The organism is Marilutibacter maris, from assembly GCF_006546735.2.
Classification (GTDB): Bacteria; Pseudomonadota; Gammaproteobacteria; order Xanthomonadales; family Xanthomonadaceae; genus Marilutibacter; species Marilutibacter maris.
In genome coordinates this window covers 40,397-58,018 of sequence record NZ_VICD02000075.1, presented here as the reverse complement: position 1 = coordinate 58,018, position 17,622 = coordinate 40,397, and the positions used below count along the sequence as shown (strand labels likewise).

The following is a 17,622-nucleotide window of genomic DNA, read 5'->3' as shown; positions in this document are numbered from 1 at the left end:
GCGGTCCTGCGTCGCGACCGTCCCACCTTGTCCGCCTGGATCCGATGAAGAAATTCCTGCTGTCGCTCATCCTGCTCGCCGCGGTACTGGCCGGCCTGTATCTGGCCTCGCCGCTGTACGCGGTCAACGGCATCCGGACCGCGCTGCGCGAGGACGACGCCGCCGCTCTCGCCCGCCATGTCGACTTTCCCGCGTTGCAGGACAATCTGCGCGCACAGAGCGAGGATTTCATCGCCCGCCAGGCCGGCCCGGTGATCGGCGACAGCCTGCTCGGCTCGGTCGCGATGGCGGTCGCCGGGCACCTCAGCGGCAGCCTGATCGACTACGTCGCCACCCCCGATGGCGTCGGCGTGCTGATGCGCGGGCGGGTCGCCTGGCGCCAGGGCACCGCCTCCGGCCTGGAGCTGGACAAGCCGGTCAGCACCGAGCCGGCGCCGGACCCGTTCGAGCACGCGCACTACCGCCTGCAGTCGCACGACCGCTTCAGTGTCGGCCTGGACAACCCCGGACAGATGCCGGTCGAGGTCGTGCTGCGCCGACAGGGCCTGAGCTGGAAGGTCGCCGAGATCAACCTCGGCGAACAGGACCAGGGCTGAAGGAACGGTATCCGGCTGCATCCAGATACCGCGGCTCACGCCGCGCGTACGGGAGAAGGCCATCGCTTCTGTAGGAGCCGCGTGAGCTGCGACCAGGCCTTCCCATGAAAGCCCCATCGCGGCTTACGCCGCTCCTACGAGATAGGTATGGACGGCCCAGCCCCCTGAGTCAGGGGGCGATTCGCACCGCAGGTGCGAATGGGGGTATGGCAGCGCAACGGCGGGGCCCAAGGTTTGCGAAGCAAACTTTGGGGATTCCCGGGCGCAGCCCGGGGATCGCGGCGTAAGCCGCGATCCCTGACTGAACGGCGACGGCCGCCGTCAGTCGCGGTTGGCGATGCCGTGCGGTACGTGGCCGGCGGCGACCAGGCCGCGCGCCGACTCGATGTTGTGGACCGAGTCGTCGAAGAAGATATCCGCGCCGAAGGCGTCCAGGAACGGGCCCTTCGCGCGACCGCCCAGGAACAGCGCCTCGTCCAGGCGGATGCCCCAGTCGCGCAGGGTGCGGATCACCCGCTCGTGCGCCGGGATCGAGCGAGCGGTGACCAGCGCGGTACGGATCGGCGCGTCCTGGCCGACCGGGAACGCCGCCTGCAGCCGGTGCAGGGCATCGAGAAATCCGCGGAACGGCCCGCCCGACAGCGGCTCGCCGGCGCGGGCCCGCTCGTGCGCGGCGAAGGCGTCGAGGCCGCCCTCGCGCGATACCCGTTCGCCCTCGTCGTCGAAGATCACCGCGTCGCCGTCGAAGGCGATCCGCAACTGGTCGTGCCGTTGCTGCGCCGCCCGCGCCGGCAGCAGGGTCGCCGCGGCGACCCCCGCCTGCAGTGCGCTGCGCACGTCCTCGGCATGGGTCGACAGGAACAGGTCGGCGCCGAACGGGCGGATGTACGGGAACGGCGGCGAGCCGTTGCTGAACGCGGCACGCTTGATCGACAGCCCGTGATGGGCGATCGAGTTGAAGATGCGCAGCCCGGTATCGGCCGAATTGCGCGAAATCAGGATCACCTCGACCCGTGGCGCCTCCGGCGGCGCGCCATCGTTGAGCCCGAGCAGCTTGCGCACCAGCGGGAAGGCGACGCCCGGCGGCAGGATGTCGTCCTCGTGGTCGCGCTGGTAGTCGGCGTAGGCATCGATGCCCTGGGCCTCGAACAGCGCATGGCTGTCCTCCAGGTCGAACAGGGTGCGCGAGGATATCGCGACGATCAGGGGGTCGGCATCACGGTCTGGCATGCCGCCATTGTGCCCTGCTCCGGTGTCATCCGCTGAGACTTTCGCCGCCGCAAACGGCGGCGCGCTCAGCTGGAGAACTGCTCGGCCAGGATCCGCTCCTCGAGATTGTGCTCGGGGTCGAACAACAGGGTGACCGTGCGATCGCGCGACTCGCGGATGGTCACCTCGACCACATCGCGGACCTCGTGGGAATCGGCGGTCGCGCTGACCGGCCGCTTGTACGGGTCCAACACCCGGAACCTGACCTCGGTATCGGCCTTCAGCACCGCGCCGCGCCAACGTCGTGGCCGGAACGCGGCGATCGGAGTCAGCGCGATCACATTGGTCCCCAGCGGCAGGATCGGGCCGTGCGCGGAGAAGTTGTAGGCGGTGCTGCCGGCCGCGGTGGCGACCAGCACGCCGTCGCTGATCAACTCGTCGAGACGGACCTGTCCATTGAGTTCGATCGACAGATGCGCGGCCTGGCGGGTCTGCCGCAGCAGCGAGACCTCGTTGTAGGCCAGCGATCCGACGGTCGCACCGGACTCGGTGACCGCGACCATCTCCAGCGGCCTCAGCACCGCCGGCTCGGCCGCGTGCAGGCGTTCGAGCAGACCGTCGGGATGGTGATGGTTCATCAGGAAGCCGACGCTGCCCAGCTTCATTCCGTAGACCGGTTTGCCCTGCCCGCCGTAACGGTGCAGGGTCTGCAGCATGAAGCCGTCGCCGCCGAGCGCGACCAGCACGTCGGCCTCGGCAGGGTCGTGCTGGCCGTGCCGGGCGACCAGTTCCTCGAAGGCCTGTCCGGCCCCCTCGGCGGGGCTGGCGAAGAAGGCGATCCGGGGCGATACGGTCATCGGCGACTCCTGGTGGCTTCGGCCGAGGATACCCCGGAGGCGCTACGTCCGCCTCCGGGCCCCGCGGTTGCGACGATGGATCGCGCCGCCGGCACTCAGACGCTGGTGCCGGCGACCTGGGCCAGCCGGCGCACCGCCACCGACACGGTCGGGTAGTCGACCGCCTTCTGGTTCAGCAGTTCCGACAGCATCGCCTGGGTGAAGCGCAGCGACGGGTCGTCGCGGTTCAACCACGCCTCGACCTTGGCGCTGGCCGACTGCCTGCCGCCGCTGGACAGGATCTGCCCGACCAGGGCACGCTGCTGCACGCCCAGCTCGTCGCGCAATGCGCCGCGCGCGAGCGCCTGCCAGCGACCGTCGACCTCCAGCGCATCGATCTGCTCGTACAGCCACGGCATGTGCAGGGCCGCGCCGAGCGCGAAGTAGGCGCAGGCGACCTCGGCCGGCGGCAGCCGGCGGGCGTTGGCCACCTCGACGATGTCGCAGCCGAATTCCAGCAACGGCAACGCGGCCAGCTGCTCGGCCAGCGGGGCCGGGAAGCCCTTGTCCTTCCACTCGGTCTTGCGCGCCTCGAAGCCCTCGCGACGCACCTCCGACATCGCGGTCGGCAGCGCGGCCTGCACCGCCTTGAGACCGGCGCCGTAGCGGGCCATCGCGTCGGTGATCTCCGGAATCGCCCCCGGGCGCGACAGCAGCCAGCGCGACATGGTCCGCAACAGGTGCCAGATCACCTTCAGCGCGTCGATCTGCACCGACTCCGGCACCTTGCCGTCGAGCGCGTCGATCTGCGCCCACAGCGCCCGCGCATCGATCGCCTCGCGGCTGATCGTGTAGGCCTTGGCGACCTCGGCGGCGCTGCGGCCGGTGTCCTCGGTCATGCGCAGGGTAAACGTCGCGCCCATGCGGTTGACCATCGAGTTGGTGACCGCGGTGGCGATGATCTCGCGCTTGAGCCGGTGGTGCTCCATCGACCCGGCGTACTTCTTCTGCAACGGCTGCGGGAAGTAGCGCACCAGTTCCTTGGACAGGTACGGGTCCTCGGGAATGTCCGACTCCAGCAACTGCTGGTAGATCACCAGCTTGGCGTAGGACAGCAGCACCGACAGTTCCGGACGGGTCAGGCCCTGGCCGCGCGCCTTGCGCTCGGCGAGCTCGGCGTCGCTGGGCAGGAACTCGATCTGGCGGTCGAGCAGGCCCTGCTGTTCCAGGGTGCGGATGAAGTGCTGCTTGGAGCCCAACCGCGGCACGCTCATCCGCTCCATCAGGCTGATCGCCTGGTTCTGGCGGTAGTTGTCGGTCAGCACCAGCGCCTCGACCTCGTCGGTCATCGCCGCCAGCAGCTTGTTGCGCGCCGGCACCGTCAGCTTCTTCGCCTGGACGTCGCCGTTGAGCAGGATCTTGATGTTGACCTCGTGGTCGGAGGTGTCGACACCGGCGGAGTTGTCGATGAAGTCGGTGTTGAGCAGCACGCCATGATGCGCGGCCTCGATGCGGCCGAGCTGGGTCAGGCCGAGGTTGCCGCCCTCGCCCACCACCTTGCAGCGCAGATCGCGGCCATTGACCCGCAGCGCGTTGTTGGCGCGGTCGCCGACGTCGGCGTGGGTCTCGCTGGCGGCCTTGACGTAGGTGCCGATGCCGCCGTTCCACAGCAGGTCGACCGGCGCGCACAGGATCGCGCTCATCAGCTCGTTCGGGCTCATCGCCTCGATGCCCTCGTCGATGCCCAGCGCCTCGCGCGCCTGCTTCGACAGCGGGATCGACTTGGCGCTGCGCGGGAACACGCCGCCGCCCTTGCTGATCAGCGCGGTGTCGTAGTCCTGCCAACTGGAGCGCGGCAGCTTGAACAGGCGCTGGCGCTCCTTGTAGGAACGCGCCGCCTCCGGCTCAGGATCGATGAAGATGTGGCGGTGATCGAACGCGGCGATCAGGCGGATGTGCCTGGACAGCAGCATGCCATTGCCGAACACGTCGCCGGACATGTCGCCGATGCCGACCGCGGTGAAGTCCTGCTTCTGGCTGTCGCGGCCGAGCGCGCGGAAGTGGCGCTTGACCGACTCCCAGGCGCCCTTGGCGGTGATGCCCATGCCCTTGTGGTCGTAACCGACCGAGCCGCCGGAGGCGAACGCGTCGTCGAGCCAGTAGCCGTGCTCGCGGGCGATGCCGTTGGCGATGTCGGAGAAGGTCGCGGTGCCCTTGTCGGCGGCGACCACCAGGTAGGGATCGTCCTGGTCGTGGCGGACCACGTCGCGCGGCGGCACCACCTTGCCGTCGACCAGGTTGTCGGTGATGTCGAGCAGGCCGTTGATGAACATCTTGTAGCAGGCCACGCCCTCGGCCCACACCGCGTCGCGGTCGCCATCGGCCGGCGGACGCTTGCTGATGAAGCCGCCCTTGGAGCCGACCGGCACGATCACCGTGTTCTTCACCATCTGCGCCTTGACCAGGCCCAGCACCTCGGTGCGGAAGTCCTCGCGGCGGTCCGACCAGCGCAGGCCGCCGCGGGCGACCGGACCGAAACGCAGGTGGATGCCCTCCACGCGCGGACCGTAGACGAAGATCTCGCGGTAGGGGCGCGGCTTGGGCAGGTCCGGCACCTTGGCCGAGTCGAACTTGTAGCTGACGTAGCCCTTGTCGGCACCGTCGTCGGCCCCGCCGTTCTGGTAGTAGCTGGTGCGCAGGGTCGCTTCGATCACGCCCATGTAGCTGCGCAGGATGCGGTCCTCGTCGAGGCTGGAGACGCGGTCGAGCAGGACCTTCAGCGCCTTGCGGGTCGCCTCGGTCTGCGCCTCGCGCTTGCCGGCGCGGGCCTCGATGACCGGCGCCAGCGCCGCCAGCGCGGACGCGTCGCCGCCGGCCAACCGTTCCAGCTCGGCGCGGAACGCCGCCATTCCGGCCTTGATCTCGGCCTTGCTCTCGCCGCCGGTGGACGGATGGAAGCGGGCCTCGAACAGCTCGACCATCAGCCGCGCCAGCAACGGATAGCGGGCGAAGGTCTGCTCGACATAGGCCTGCGAGAACGGCACCCCGACCTGCAACAGGTACTTGCAGTAGGCGCGCAGCATCGCGACCTGGCGCCACGACAGGCCGGCGCCGAGAATCAGGCGGTTGAAGCCGTCGTTCTCGGCATCGCCGCGCCAGATGTGGGCGAAGGCGTCCTCGAAGTTGGCGCCCAGTTGCTCGATGTCGATGTCGCCGCCGGCGGACTCGACCTCGAAGTCCTGGATGTACAGCGGAACGTCGTCGACCAGGATCCGGAACGGATGCTCGGCGATCACCCGCAGCCCCATGTTCTCCATCATCGGCAGCGCGTCCGACAGCGGAATGTCGTCGAGCTGGCGGTAGAACTTGAAGCGCAGGCCGCCGACGCCCTCGTGCTGGCGGCACAGGCTCAGGCCCAGGTCGTCCGGGCCGGTCAGCGCGGCCAGGTGATCGACGTCGCCGGCGGCGGCCTCGGCGCCGGAGTGCTGGATGTAGCCGGCCGGCAGCGCACGGCCGAAACGCTGGCTGATGTGCAGGCCTTCCTGCTCGCCATGGCGGCGGATCAGCGCGTCGCGCAGGTCGTCCTGCCAGTTGCGGACGATCTCGGCCAGCTCGGCCTCGATCGCGGCATGATCGATCTCGATCGCCTCACCGGACTTCGGCCGCACGATCAGGTGCAGCTGCGCCAGCGGCGACTCGCTGAGCTGCACGTTGGTGTCGATGTGTTCGCCGCACAGGACCCGCTTGAGCATCGCCTCGATGCGGTGACGGACCTCGGTGTTGAAGCGGTCGCGCGGGATATAGGCCAGGCCCGAGAAATAACGGCCATAGCGGTCGCGGCGCAGGAACAGCTTGCTGCGTACCCGCTCCTGCAGGCCGAGGATCGCCATCGCGGTGCGCAACAGCTCGTCGCCGCTGGCCTGGAACAGCTCGTCGCGCGGCATCGTCTCCAGGATGTGGCGCAGCGCCTTGCCATTGTGGCTGTTGGGCGCCAGCCCGGAGCGCTCCATCACGTACTCGTGGCGCTCGCGCACCAGCGGGATGTTCCACGGGCGCGAGGTATAGGCGCTGGAGGTGTACAGGCCGAGGAAGCGCTGCTCGCGGACCGGCTTGCCGGCGGCATCGAAGTCGAGGATGCCGACATAGTCCATGTAACCGGGCCGGTGCACGGTGGCGCGGGCATTGGTCTTGGTCAGGATCAGCGCGTCGACCGCGCCGGACTGCGGCATGAAGTGGGCCGCCAGCGATGTCAGCAGGCGCGGCTTGCCGACATCGCCCGCGCGCAACAGGCCCAGGCCGCTGTCCTTGACCGCGCTCAGCACCTCGACGCCCTTCTGGCGGGTCACCTCGTACTCGCGGTATCCCAGCAGGGTGAAGTGGTTGTCCGCCGCCCAGCGCAGGAACTCCCGGGCCTCGCGCCGGCCGGCCTCGTTGACCGGCGACTGCCGGTCCGGCAGCTCATCGGCGATCTCGACCATCCTGTCGCGCATCGCCTGCCAGTCGACCACGATCGCGCGCACGTCCGCCAGCACCGCCTGCATGGCCTGCTCGATGTCGGCCATGGTGTCGCTGGCCTGGCGGTCGATCTCCAGGTGCATCAGCGACTCGGAATTGCCGGAGCCGATCGCGGTCACCCGGCCGGAGCGGTCGCGCTCGAAGCAGACCACCGGGTGGCCGAGCACGTGCACGCCGATGCCCATCTCCGCCAGCCGCATCGTGATCGAGTCGACCAGGAACGGCATGTCGTCGTTGACGATCTGCAGGACCGTGTGCGGCGACTCCCAGCCATGCGATTTCACGGTGGTGTTGAACAGCCTCACCAGCGCCTTGCCGGACTTGCGCACGCGCGCGAAATCGAGGAAGTCGGCGGCCAGTGCCGCCCAGCCCGCGGCGCTGTGCTGGGGCAGCTCGTCGTCGCCCATGCGGACATAGAAGGCCTTGACGAAGGCCTCGGCCTGGCGCGCCTTGGGCAGCTTCTTGCGCATCGCGGCCACGATCGGAGCGAGGGAGACCGCACCGTTACCCGAATCGGCTTGGACGGCGGTCGGGTTCGCGCGCTTGACGGTCTTGGCAGTCTTGGCAGTCTTGGCGGTCTTGACGGCCTTCTTCTTGGCAGGAGTCTTGGAAGTGCTCATGGGTGCTCAGGGCTCATGGAATCCGGGATTCCAATGCAGTGAGGCCCACGCTTTCGCGCGGGCCGCTCGGGGGTCATGTGGGAGAAACCGCGCAGGTGTGGGCTGAACAGTCTTCGACGGTCATAACGGGGGCTATTGCACGCCCCATCGCGTGAACAGGCAATGACGCCGCGGCGACCGGCGCGATCGCGCAAAGTCGGCGCGCGGGGTCGCGACCACGGCCGTTGCCGGACGATCGGCAACGGCACGCGGAAGACCGGCCCCGGGAGGCGTTCATGGCCTTGGACGGGCGCTCAGCGCAGGCCGGTCTCGTTGCGGGCGATCACCAGGCGCTGGATCTCGCTGGTGCCCTCGTAGATCTCAGTGATCTTGGCATCGCGGAAGTAGCGCTCCAGCGGCATCTCCTTGGAATAGCCCATGCCGCCGTGGATCTGCACCGCCTGGTGGCTGATCCACATCGCCGCCTCGGACGCGGTCAGCTTGGCGATCGCCGCCTCGTTGCTGAAGCGGCCGCCGTTCTTGTCGGTCTCGCCCTTGGTCCAGGCGGCGCGCAGCGTCAGCAGCAGCGCGGCGTCGAGCTTGCACTTCATGTCGGCGATCTTGGCCTGGGTCATCTGGAACGCGCCGATCGGCTGGCCGAAGGCCTTGCGCTCCTTCACGTACTCCAGGGTCTTCTCGTAGGCGGCGCGGGCGATGCCGATCGCCTGGCTGGCGATGCCGATGCGGCCGGCGTCGAGTACGCCCATCGCGATCTTGAAGCCGTGCCCTTCCTCGCCGAGCACGTCCTCGGCGCGGGCGACGTAGTCGGTGAACTCGATCTCGCAGGTGGCCGAGGCGCGGATGCCGAGCTTGGGCTCGGTCTTGCCGCGGTGGAAGCCCTCGCGCTGGGTATCGATCATGAACGCGGTGATGCCGCGCGCGCCCTTGTCCGGGTCGGTCATCGCGAACAGCACGATGTAGCGGGCGACCGGACCGGAGGTGATCCAGCTCTTCTTGCCGTTGATCACGAAGCTGCCGTCGTCCTGCTTGACCGCCTTGCAGCGCATCGCGGTGGCGTCGGAGCCCGACTGCGGCTCGGTCAGCGCGAACGCGCCGATCTCGCGGCCCTCGGCGATCGCGCGCACGTAGGTCTGCTTCTGCTCCTCGCTGCCGAACTTGAGGATGCCGTTGCAGAACAGCGAGTTGTTCACCGACATGATGGTCGAGTGGGCGGCGTCGCCGGCGGCGATCTCCACCATCGCCAGCACGTAGCTGACCGGGTCCATACCGGCGCCGCCGTACTCGGCCGGCACCTCGATGCCCATCAGGCCGTTCTCGCCGAGGGTGCGGATGTTCTCGAGCGGGAATTCGCCGGTCTGATCGTGGTGCTCGGCGCTCGGGGCGATCTTCTCCTGGGCGATGCGCCTCGCCACGTCCTGGATCATCAACTGCTCGTCGGTAAAGCGGAAATCCACGTCGGCACCTCGAAATCTATCCGGAGTGAAGCATCACCGGGCACGCCCGGATCGGCTGAACAATCCGGCCATTGTAGCTCCCGCAGACCGATAACCCCAGCCATGCCCGGCCCCGCCGACGGCCCCGGACTTGACCGCGGCGGCCCCGCGAATCAGACTTATCGCTATATCGCGATGATTTGATGGATACGCCCGCCGGGTGCCGTTCCGCATCGCCACGCACATCCAGGAGCCCGCATGGATCTCGAAGGCTGGTCGTCAAGGCTGAAGGTGTTCGCCGACGCCACCCGCGTCCGCCTGCTCGCCCTTCTCGAAGGCGAGGAGCTGACCGTCGCCGAACTGTCGGCGGTGACCCGGCTCGCCCAGCCGCGGGTATCGACCCATCTCGCCCGGCTCAAGGAAGCCGGGCTGGTCCGCGACCGCCGCTCCGGCGTCTCGGCCTACTACCGGTTCGAGGAGGATTCGCTCGATCCGGCCCAGCGCGCATTGTGGCAGACCCTGCGCCGCGGCAGCGACGATCCGCTGCTGCGCCAGGACGCCGAACGGCTGCCGGACGTGCTCGCCAGTCGCGCCGCCGACCAGAACTGGGCCGACTCGGTCGCCGGCGACATGGAGCGCCACTACTCGCCCGGCCGTACCTGGGAGGCGATGGCGCGCTCGGCGCTGCCGTTGCTGGAGCCCGGCGACGTGCTCGACATCGCGTCCGGCGATGGCGTACTGGCCGAACTGATGGCCCCGCACGCCCACCGCTATGTCTGCCTCGACGCCAGCAGCAAGGTCGTCAACGCCGCCACCGAGCGTCTGCGCCGGCTCGGCAACGTCGAGGTCCAGGAAGGCGACATGCATGCGCTGCCGTTCGCCGACGGCGAATTCGACCTGGTCGTGCTGATGCATGCGCTGACCTATGCCGACCACCCCGCGCGGGCGGTCGCCGAGGCCAGTCGCGTGTTGCGGCCGGGCGGCCGACTGCTGCTGACCAGCCTGGCCAGCCACGAGCACCGCAGCACGGTCGAGGCCTACGGCCACGTCAACCTCGGCTTCAGCGAGAAGGAGCTGCGCCGGTTCGCCGACCGCGCCGGGCTGGAGATCGTCAGCTGCGAGACGGTCACCCGCGAACGCCGCCCGCCCCACTTCGAGGTCATCGCCCTGATCGCACGCAGCCCGCGGGCGCCGCGCAAGACACAGAGGAAGAGCTGACATGCAGACCCTGCCCTGGTTGAACCCGCAACGCACCGAGCGCCTGGAACGCTGTTTGCGCGAGCGCATCCTGGTGATCGACGGCGCCATGGGGACGATGATCCAGCAGCACGGCCTGGCCGAGGACGACTACCGCGGCGAGCGCTTCGCCGAGGGCTTCGACCGCGACCACGACGCCGTCGACGGCCATGCCCACGGCCCCGGCTGCGGTTGCGGCCACGACCAGCGCGGCAACAACGACCTGCTCAGCCTGACCCGTCCGGAGATCATCCGCGGAATCCACCGCGCCTACCTGGACGCGGGCGCCGACCTGGTCGAGACCAACACCTTCAACTCGACCTCGATCTCGCTCGCCGACTACGGCCTGCAGCACCTGGCCCGCGAACTCAACGAGGCCGGCGCGCGCCTGGCTCGGGAAGCCTGCGATGCGGTCGAGGCCGGCGACCCTGGACGTCCGCGCTTCGTGATCGGCGTGCTCGGCCCGACCAGCCGCACCGCCTCGCTGAGCCCGGACGTGAACCGCCCCGGCTTCCGCGCGATCACCTTCGACGAGCTGCACGCGGCCTACCGCGAGGCCGCGGACGGCCTGATCGACGGCGGCGCCGACGTGCTGATGGTCGAGACCGTATTCGACACCCTCAACGCCAAGGCCGCGCTGTTCGCGATCGAGGACGCGTTCGACGCGCGCGGGGCGCGGCTGCCGGTGATGATCTCCGGCACCATCACCGACGCCTCCGGGCGCACCCTGTCCGGGCAGACCGCCGAGGCGTTCTGGTATTCGCTGCGGCACTCCCGGCCGCTGGCGATCGGGCTCAACTGCGCGCTGGGCGCGCGCGACCTGCGGGTGCACGTGGACGTGCTGTCGCAGGTCGCCGACGCCTATGTCAGCACCCACCCCAACGCCGGCCTGCCGAACGCCTTCGGCGGCTACGACGAAACCCCGCAGGACATGGCCGGGGTGCTGGGCGAGTTCGCCCGCGCCGGCCTGCTGAACCTGGTCGGCGGCTGCTGCGGCACCACCCCCGAACACATCGCCGCGATCGCCGATGCGGTCCGCGAGATCCCGCCACGCCAACGTCCCGAGCTCGACCAGGCCGCATGAGCGCATTGCCCCGCCACACCCGGCTCAGCGGCCTGGAGCCGCTGCAGATCACCCCGGAAAGCAACTTCGTCAACGTCGGCGAGCGCACCAACGTCACCGGCAGCGCGAAGTTCCGCAAGCTGATCAAGGAGGACCGCTTCGACGAAGCGGTCGACGTCGCCCGCCAGCAGGTCGACAGCGGCGCCCAGGTCATCGACGTCAACATGGACGAGGGCCTGCTCGATTCCGAACAGGCGATGGTGAACTACCTCAACCTGATCGCCGCCGAGCCGGACATCGCCCGGGTCCCGGTGATGGTCGACAGCTCCAAGTGGAGCGTGATCGAGGCCGGGCTCAAATGCCTGCAGGGCAAGGGCATCGTCAACTCGATCTCGATGAAGGAAGGCGAGGACGAGTTCCTGCGCCAGGCGCGGCTGGTGCGTCGCTACGGCGCCGCGGTGGTGGTGATGGCCTTCGACGAGCAGGGCCAGGCCGACACCGTCGAGCGCAAGATCGAGATCTGCTCGCGCGCCTACCGGCTGCTGACCGCCGAGGTCGGTTTCCCGCCCGAGGACATCATCTTCGACCCCAACGTGTTCGCGATCGCGACCGGTATCGAGGAGCACGACGACTACGCGGTCGCCTTCATCGAGGCCACCCGCGAACTGAGGCGGCGCTTCCCGCTCAGCCACATCTCCGGCGGCGTCTCCAACGTCTCGTTCTCGTTCCGCGGCAACGAGGCGGTGCGCCAGGCGATCCACGTGGTGTTCCTGTACCACGCGATCCGCGCCGGCATGGACATGGGCATCGTCAACGCCGGCGCCCTGCCCCTGTACGACGACCTCGACGCCGACCTGCGCGAGCGGGTCGAGGACGTCGTGCTCAACCGCCGGAGCGACGCCACCGAGCGGCTGCTGGAGATCGCCGAGCGTTTCAAGGGCCGCAAGGGCGAGAAGAAGGTCGAGGACCTGGCCTGGCGCGAACGTCCGGTGCGCGAGCGCCTCAGCCATGCCCTGGTGCACGGCATCGACCAGTACATCGAGGCCGACACCGAACAGGCCCGCGCCCAGGCGACGCGGCCGCTGGACGTGATCGAGGGCCCGCTGATGGATGGCATGAACGTGGTCGGCGACCTGTTCGGCGCCGGCAAGATGTTCCTGCCGCAGGTGGTCAAGTCGGCGCGGGTGATGAAGAAGGCGGTCGCCTATCTGCTGCCCTTCATCGAGGCCGAGAAGCTGCGCACCGGCGACGTCGGCAAGTCCAACGGCAAGATCGTGATGGCGACGGTCAAGGGCGACGTCCACGACATCGGCAAGAACATCGTCGGCGTGGTGCTGGCCTGCAACAACTTCGAGGTGGTCGACCTCGGGGTGATGGTGCCGGCGCAGACCATTCTCGACCGGGCGAAAGCCGAGAACGCCGACCTGATCGGACTGTCGGGCCTGATCACCCCGTCGCTGGAGGAGATGAGCCATGTCGCCCGGGAGCTGTCGCGACAAGGGTTCGCGACTCCGCTGCTGATCGGCGGCGCGACCACCTCGCGCGCGCACACCGCGCTGAAGATCCACCCCCACTATTCGGCGCCGACGGTCTGGGTCAAGGACGCCTCGCGCGCGGTCGGTGTCGCCCAGTCGCTGATCAGCGCCGACCTGCGCGGTCCGTTCGTCGCCGCCAACGACGCCGACTACGCCGAGATCCGCCAGCGCCACCGCAACCGCGGCGACGGCAAGCGGCTGGTGTCGCTGGAAAAGGCGCGCGGCCAGAGGTTCGACGGCGGCTGGGACACGCATGTCCCGCCCGCCCCGCTCCACCCGGGCCTGCATGTGCTGGACGACTACCCGCTCGAGGAGCTGGTCGACTACATCGACTGGACGCCGTTCTTCAACACCTGGGAGCTGGCCGGGAAGTTTCCGGCGATCCTCGACGACGAGGTCGTCGGCAGCCAGGCCAGCGAGCTCTACCGCGACGCCCGCGAGATGCTGCGACGGATCGTCGGGGAGCGTTGGCTGACCGCCCGCGGCGTGTTCGGTTTGTGGCCCGCCAACAGCGTCGGCGACGACATCGTCGCCGAGATCGACGGCGAGCCGGTCACCCTGCACTTCCTGCGCCAGCAGGCCGACAAGCCGGTCGAGCGCCCCGATTTCTGCCTGGCCGACTTCATCGCGCCGCGCGACAGCGGACTCAAGGACTGGATCGGCGCGTTCGCGGTGACCGCGGGCATCGGCATCGAGGCGCATGTCGCCCGCTTCGAGGCCGATCACGACGACTACAACGCGATCCTGCTCAAGGCCCTCGCCGACCGCCTCGCCGAGGCCTTCGCCGAGCGCCTGCACGAGCGCGTGCGCAAGGAGTTCTGGGGCTATGCGAGCGGGGAATCGCTGGACAACGATGCCCTGATCGACGAGGCCTACAGCGGCATCCGCCCCGCCCCGGGCTATCCCGCCTGCCCCGAACACAGCGAGAAGGCGACCCTGTTCCGGATCCTGGACGCAGAGCGCAGCGCCGGCGTCAGGCTGACCGAGAGCTTCGCGATGTACCCGGCCGCCGCGGTGTCCGGCTACTACTTCAGCCACCCGCGCAGCCAGTACTTCGTGGTCGGCCGGGTCAGCAAGGAACAGGTCGAGGACTATGCGCGGCGCAAGGGCGTCGGGCTGGAGCAGGCCGAGCGCTGGCTGGCCTCCAACCTGGACTACGACCCCGAGTAAGGGCGACAAGACCAGGACGCGCGCACTCTCTGGCTCCTGTAGGAGCTGCGTAAGCTGCGATCGGGCCATCCCATGAAAGCCTCATCGCGGCTCACGCCGCTCCTACGGTATGCGGTACGGCAGCCCCCCCCCCTGAGTCAGGGGGCGTAGCAAACCTTGGGAGATATCCGGGGGCGCAGCCCGGGAATCGCGGCTTACGCAGCTCCTACGGGCATGGGTGGCGTGGTGCTACCAGACCAGGTCGTCGGGCACCTGGTACTTGGGGTCGGCGTAGGGATCGTCGGCGACCGGCGCGTCCGGATCGACCTTCAGCGCGACCGCGGGGGCGAACAACCGCTCGGCCTGCGCCAGCACGTCGGCGCCGACCAGCAGATAGCGTCCATTGTGCTGAATCACGCCCAATTCGCCGGCGTTCAAGGCCTTGAGCTGGTCGGCGCTCACGTAGACCCGCTTGATCTTGCCGCCGTACTCGAAATGGCGGGCGATATCGGCGTCGTCGCGATTGAGCGCCTTGCCCTCCAGCATCTCGGCGAGCCTGGCGCGGGCCTCGCGGCGCTTGCGCGCCTCTTCCTGCCGGGCCTGCTCGGCCGCGATCCGTTCTTCCTTCTCGCGCTGGGCGCGGATCGCGTAGGCCTTGCCCAGATCGATGTCCTCACGGCTGCGGGCCTTGCCGCCGCCCCGGGCGGGTTTGCCGGCCGCGGCATTCTGGCGCGGCTTGTTGCCGCCGCCGCCCTTGCGCTTGCGGTCTGCGGGCTTTCCCGGACTGGGCTTGAAGCCGAGTCCGAGCAACTGGTTGCGGAGGGTGTCACTCATCTTTTTGCGGCCGCTGTGTCGTGCTCGTTCAGTAGTGCGGAGGCGGTGGTTCGTTCGCCGGATCGGCGGCGACGGGGCCGCTGGAAAGCGCCAGGCGCAACTGCCTGAGGTCCTCCAGCGCCCGCTGCAGCAACAGCGCGTTGCGGGCCTCCTCGTCGCGCGCGGCGGCCAGCGCGTCGCTGAGCTCGTTCAGCGCATGCTCCTGGAACGCGATGCGCGATTCCAGCTCCGCCAGGCGTTGTTCGTGATCGTCGCGCATCGTCGTGTCGTCCGGATTCATCGGCCCGGGCTCAGTCCAGGCCGATCGAGCGCCCGCGGCCGATGCCGTAGTACGCGATGCCGGCCGCCTCGACCTCGTCGGGATGGTACAGATTGCGGCCGTCGAAGATCACCGCATCGGCCAGGGCTCCGCGGATACGCGCGAAGTCGGGGCTGCGGAACGGCTTCCATTCGGTCACCACGACGAGCGCGTCGGCATCGGCCAGGGCCGCATTGGCGGAGTCGCAGAGCAGCAGATCGTCGCGCTCGCCGAAGATCCGCTGCGCTTCCTGCCGCGCCTCCGGATCATAGGCGCGGACCCGTGCGCCGGCCTCCCACAGCTGCGCCAGCAGGCGCCGGCTGGACGCTTCGCGCATGTCGTCGGTATTGGGCTTGAACGCCAGCCCCCACACCGCCACGGTCTTTCCGCGCAGCGCGTCGACACCGCCGTAGTGGCGCGCCATCAGCTCGAACAGATGGCCCTTCTGGTGCTCGTTGACCGCCTCCACCGCATTGAGCAGGCGAGGTTCGACGCCGTGGTGCTGGGCGGTCCGCGCCAGTGCCTGCACGTCCTTGGGGAAGCACGAGCCACCGTAGCCGGCTCCGGGATAGATGAAGTGCCAGCCGATCCGCGGGTCCGAGCCGATGCCATGGCGGACCATCTCGACGTCGGCGCCGACCCGCTCGGCGATGTTGGCGATCTCGTTCATGAAGCTGATCTTGGTCGCCAGCATCGCGTTGGCGGCGTACTTGGTCAGCTCGGCCGAGCGCACGTCCATCACCACGATGCGTTCGTGGTTGCGGTTGAACGGCGCGTACAGGCGCTTGAGCTTCTCGATCGCGTCCGGGTCGCTGGCGCCGATCACGATACGGTCCGGGCGCATGCAGTCGTTGACCGCATCGCCCTCCTTGAGGAACTCGGGGTTGGAGGCGACCTCGAATGCGATATCGGCGCCGCGCGCCTGCAGCTCGGCGGCGATGGCCGCGCGCACCTTGTCGGCGGTCCCCACCGGCACCGTCGACTTGTCGACCACCACCGCCGGTCGCGACAGGTGCCGACCGATGGTCCGGGCGACCTCCAGCACGTACCTGAGGTCGGCGCTGCCGTCCTCGTCCGGCGGCGTGCCGACCGCGATGAAGATGATGTCGCCACGCTCGATCGCCGCCGCCGCGTCGGTGGTGAAGCGCAGGCGACCGGCGGCATGATTGGCCTTGACCATCGGCTCCAGGCCGGGCTCGAAGATCGGAATCACGCCGCGGTTCAAGCCCTCGACCTTGGCCTGGTCGATATCCACGCACACGACGCTGTGACCGACATCGGCCAGGCAGGTGCCGGTGACCAGGCCGACATAGCCGGTTCCGAAAATGGTGACGCGCATACTCGATCCTGTTGCTGGAATGACTGCCGCATGCGGCAGTCATCACTAAAACCGCGGCAAGGGCCCGCCGCAAGCGAGCTTATACCGCACGGAACAGCCGCTCGGCCGCTCAGCCGGCCGGCGGCGCCTCGATGCCGAGCAGCTCGACCTCGAACACCAGGGTCTGGTTCGGCCCGATCGGGCCGCCCGGGGTTCCCATCTCGCCGTAGCCGAGGTCGCCCGGGATCCAGAACTGGTACTTGCTGCCGACCGGCATCAGGGTCAGCCCCTCGCGCCAACCCGGCACCACCTGTCCGAGCGGGAACACCGCCGGCTCGCCGCGGGCGATGGAGTCGTCGAAGGTGCTGCCGTCGAGCAGGGTGCCCTTGTAGTGGACACGAACGACGTCACTCTCCTTGGGCTTGGGCCCCTTGCCCTCGGTGAGCACCTGGTACTGCAGACCGGACTCGGTGGTCACGACCCCGTCCTTCTTGCCGTTCAACTCCAGGAACTGGCGACCGGCCTCGGCATTCTTCTTGCCCTCCTCGACACGCTCGGCCTCCAGCTTGCCGGCCATGTGCTCGCCGAAGCGCGCGGCGACCTGCTGGGCCTGCTCCTCCGACAGCAGCGACGGCTTGCCGTCGAGGCTGTCGCGGATCGCGCCGAACAGCACATCGGTATCGACCTCATCCTTCACCGACTCCAGCGACTTGCCGATCTCCATGCCGATCATGTAGCTGGCCTGGGCCTTGTCGCCCTCCAGCCCCTCGATCACCAGGGCATCGCCATCGGCCTTGTCGGCATCGGCGGCATCGGCGGCGTCGGCGGTGTCGCCAGCGGCCTCGCCGGACGCCTCCCCGGAAGGAGAACAGGCGGACAGCAGCGCGATGCTCAGGACGGAGGCGGTCAGCGCCGCCTTGGCGGTACGGGCAATCGGGGACATGGACTGGGTTCCGGCAATGAATTGGGAAGAGGAAAAG

Annotated in this window: 12 protein-coding genes; 4 read left to right on the top strand and 8 right to left on the bottom strand. The window is 68.9% G+C overall.

Annotated elements, in window-relative coordinates; translation table 11 throughout:
* On the top strand, positions 1–596 hold a 596-nt coding region (locus FKV24_RS05575; protein WP_211371789.1), incomplete at its 5' end, for a DUF2939 domain-containing protein.
* 321 nt (positions 597–917) lie between these two features.
* On the opposite strand, the gene FKV24_RS05570 is transcribed toward FKV24_RS05575, so the two are convergent.
* From FKV24_RS05570 to FKV24_RS05555, 4 genes are all read right to left on the bottom strand, one after another.
* Positions 918–1,826 carry a 5'-nucleotidase gene (locus FKV24_RS05570; RefSeq protein WP_111266280.1) on the bottom strand — a complete coding sequence of 303 codons (909 nt, stop codon included), beginning with the start codon at positions 1,824–1,826 and terminating at the stop codon, positions 918–920.
* 65 nt (positions 1,827–1,891) lie between these two features.
* A complete protein-coding gene (locus tag FKV24_RS05565; protein WP_141481666.1) occupies positions 1,892–2,662 on the bottom strand; it encodes an NAD kinase in 771 nt (256 codons plus the stop codon).
* A gap of 95 nt (positions 2,663–2,757) precedes the next feature.
* Positions 2,758–7,776: an NAD-glutamate dehydrogenase gene (locus FKV24_RS05560; RefSeq protein ID WP_141481665.1), complete on the bottom strand. Its 5,019-nt coding sequence runs from the start codon at positions 7,774–7,776 to the stop codon at positions 2,758–2,760.
* 293 nt (positions 7,777–8,069) lie between these two features.
* The gene (locus tag FKV24_RS05555; RefSeq protein WP_111266277.1) at positions 8,070–9,230 is read right to left on the bottom strand and encodes an acyl-CoA dehydrogenase family protein; all 1,161 of its coding nucleotides are present in this window, start codon (positions 9,228–9,230) and stop codon (positions 8,070–8,072) included.
* Positions 9,231–9,467: 237 nt separating this feature from the next.
* Between FKV24_RS05555 and FKV24_RS05550 the strand changes: the two genes are divergently transcribed.
* Genes FKV24_RS05550 through metH form a run of 3 tightly spaced genes read left to right on the top strand, consistent with a single transcriptional unit; the run spans position 9,468 to position 14,213 of the window.
* On the top strand, positions 9,468–10,427 hold the full coding sequence (locus FKV24_RS05550; RefSeq protein ID WP_111266276.1) for an ArsR/SmtB family transcription factor: 960 nt from the start codon (positions 9,468–9,470) through the stop codon (positions 10,425–10,427).
* A 1-nt stretch (position 10,428) separates the two neighbouring features.
* The gene (locus FKV24_RS05545) at positions 10,429–11,529 is read left to right on the top strand and encodes a homocysteine S-methyltransferase family protein (RefSeq protein WP_111266275.1); all 1,101 of its coding nucleotides are present in this window, start codon (positions 10,429–10,431) and stop codon (positions 11,527–11,529) included.
* Entirely contained in the window at positions 11,526–14,213 is a 2,688-nt protein-coding gene (gene metH / locus FKV24_RS05540; RefSeq protein ID WP_141481664.1) for a methionine synthase, read from the top strand. Before FKV24_RS05545 ends, metH begins: the two co-directional genes overlap by 4 nt.
* Before the next feature lie 228 nt (positions 14,214–14,441).
* On the opposite strand, the gene FKV24_RS05535 is transcribed toward metH, so the two are convergent.
* The 4 genes from FKV24_RS05535 to FKV24_RS05520 all read right to left on the bottom strand — a co-directional run bounded on the left by FKV24_RS05535 (position 14,442) and on the right by FKV24_RS05520 (position 17,585).
* Positions 14,442–15,026, bottom strand: coding sequence for a DUF2058 domain-containing protein (locus tag FKV24_RS05535; protein ID WP_141481663.1), 585 nt, complete (start codon positions 15,024–15,026; stop codon positions 14,442–14,444).
* Positions 15,027–15,054: 28 nt separating this feature from the next.
* Positions 15,055–15,306: a SlyX family protein gene (locus FKV24_RS05530; RefSeq protein WP_223250330.1), complete on the bottom strand. Its 252-nt coding sequence runs from the start codon at positions 15,304–15,306 to the stop codon at positions 15,055–15,057.
* 10 nt (positions 15,307–15,316) lie between these two features.
* Positions 15,317–16,663 carry a UDP-glucose dehydrogenase family protein gene (locus tag FKV24_RS05525; RefSeq protein ID WP_141481662.1) on the bottom strand — a complete coding sequence of 449 codons (1,347 nt, stop codon included), beginning with the start codon at positions 16,661–16,663 and terminating at the stop codon, positions 15,317–15,319.
* Positions 16,664–16,772: 109 nt separating this feature from the next.
* Positions 16,773–17,585: an FKBP-type peptidyl-prolyl cis-trans isomerase gene (locus FKV24_RS05520; RefSeq protein WP_141481661.1), complete on the bottom strand. Its 813-nt coding sequence runs from the start codon at positions 17,583–17,585 to the stop codon at positions 16,773–16,775.
* Between the last annotated feature and the right edge of the window lie 37 nt (positions 17,586–17,622).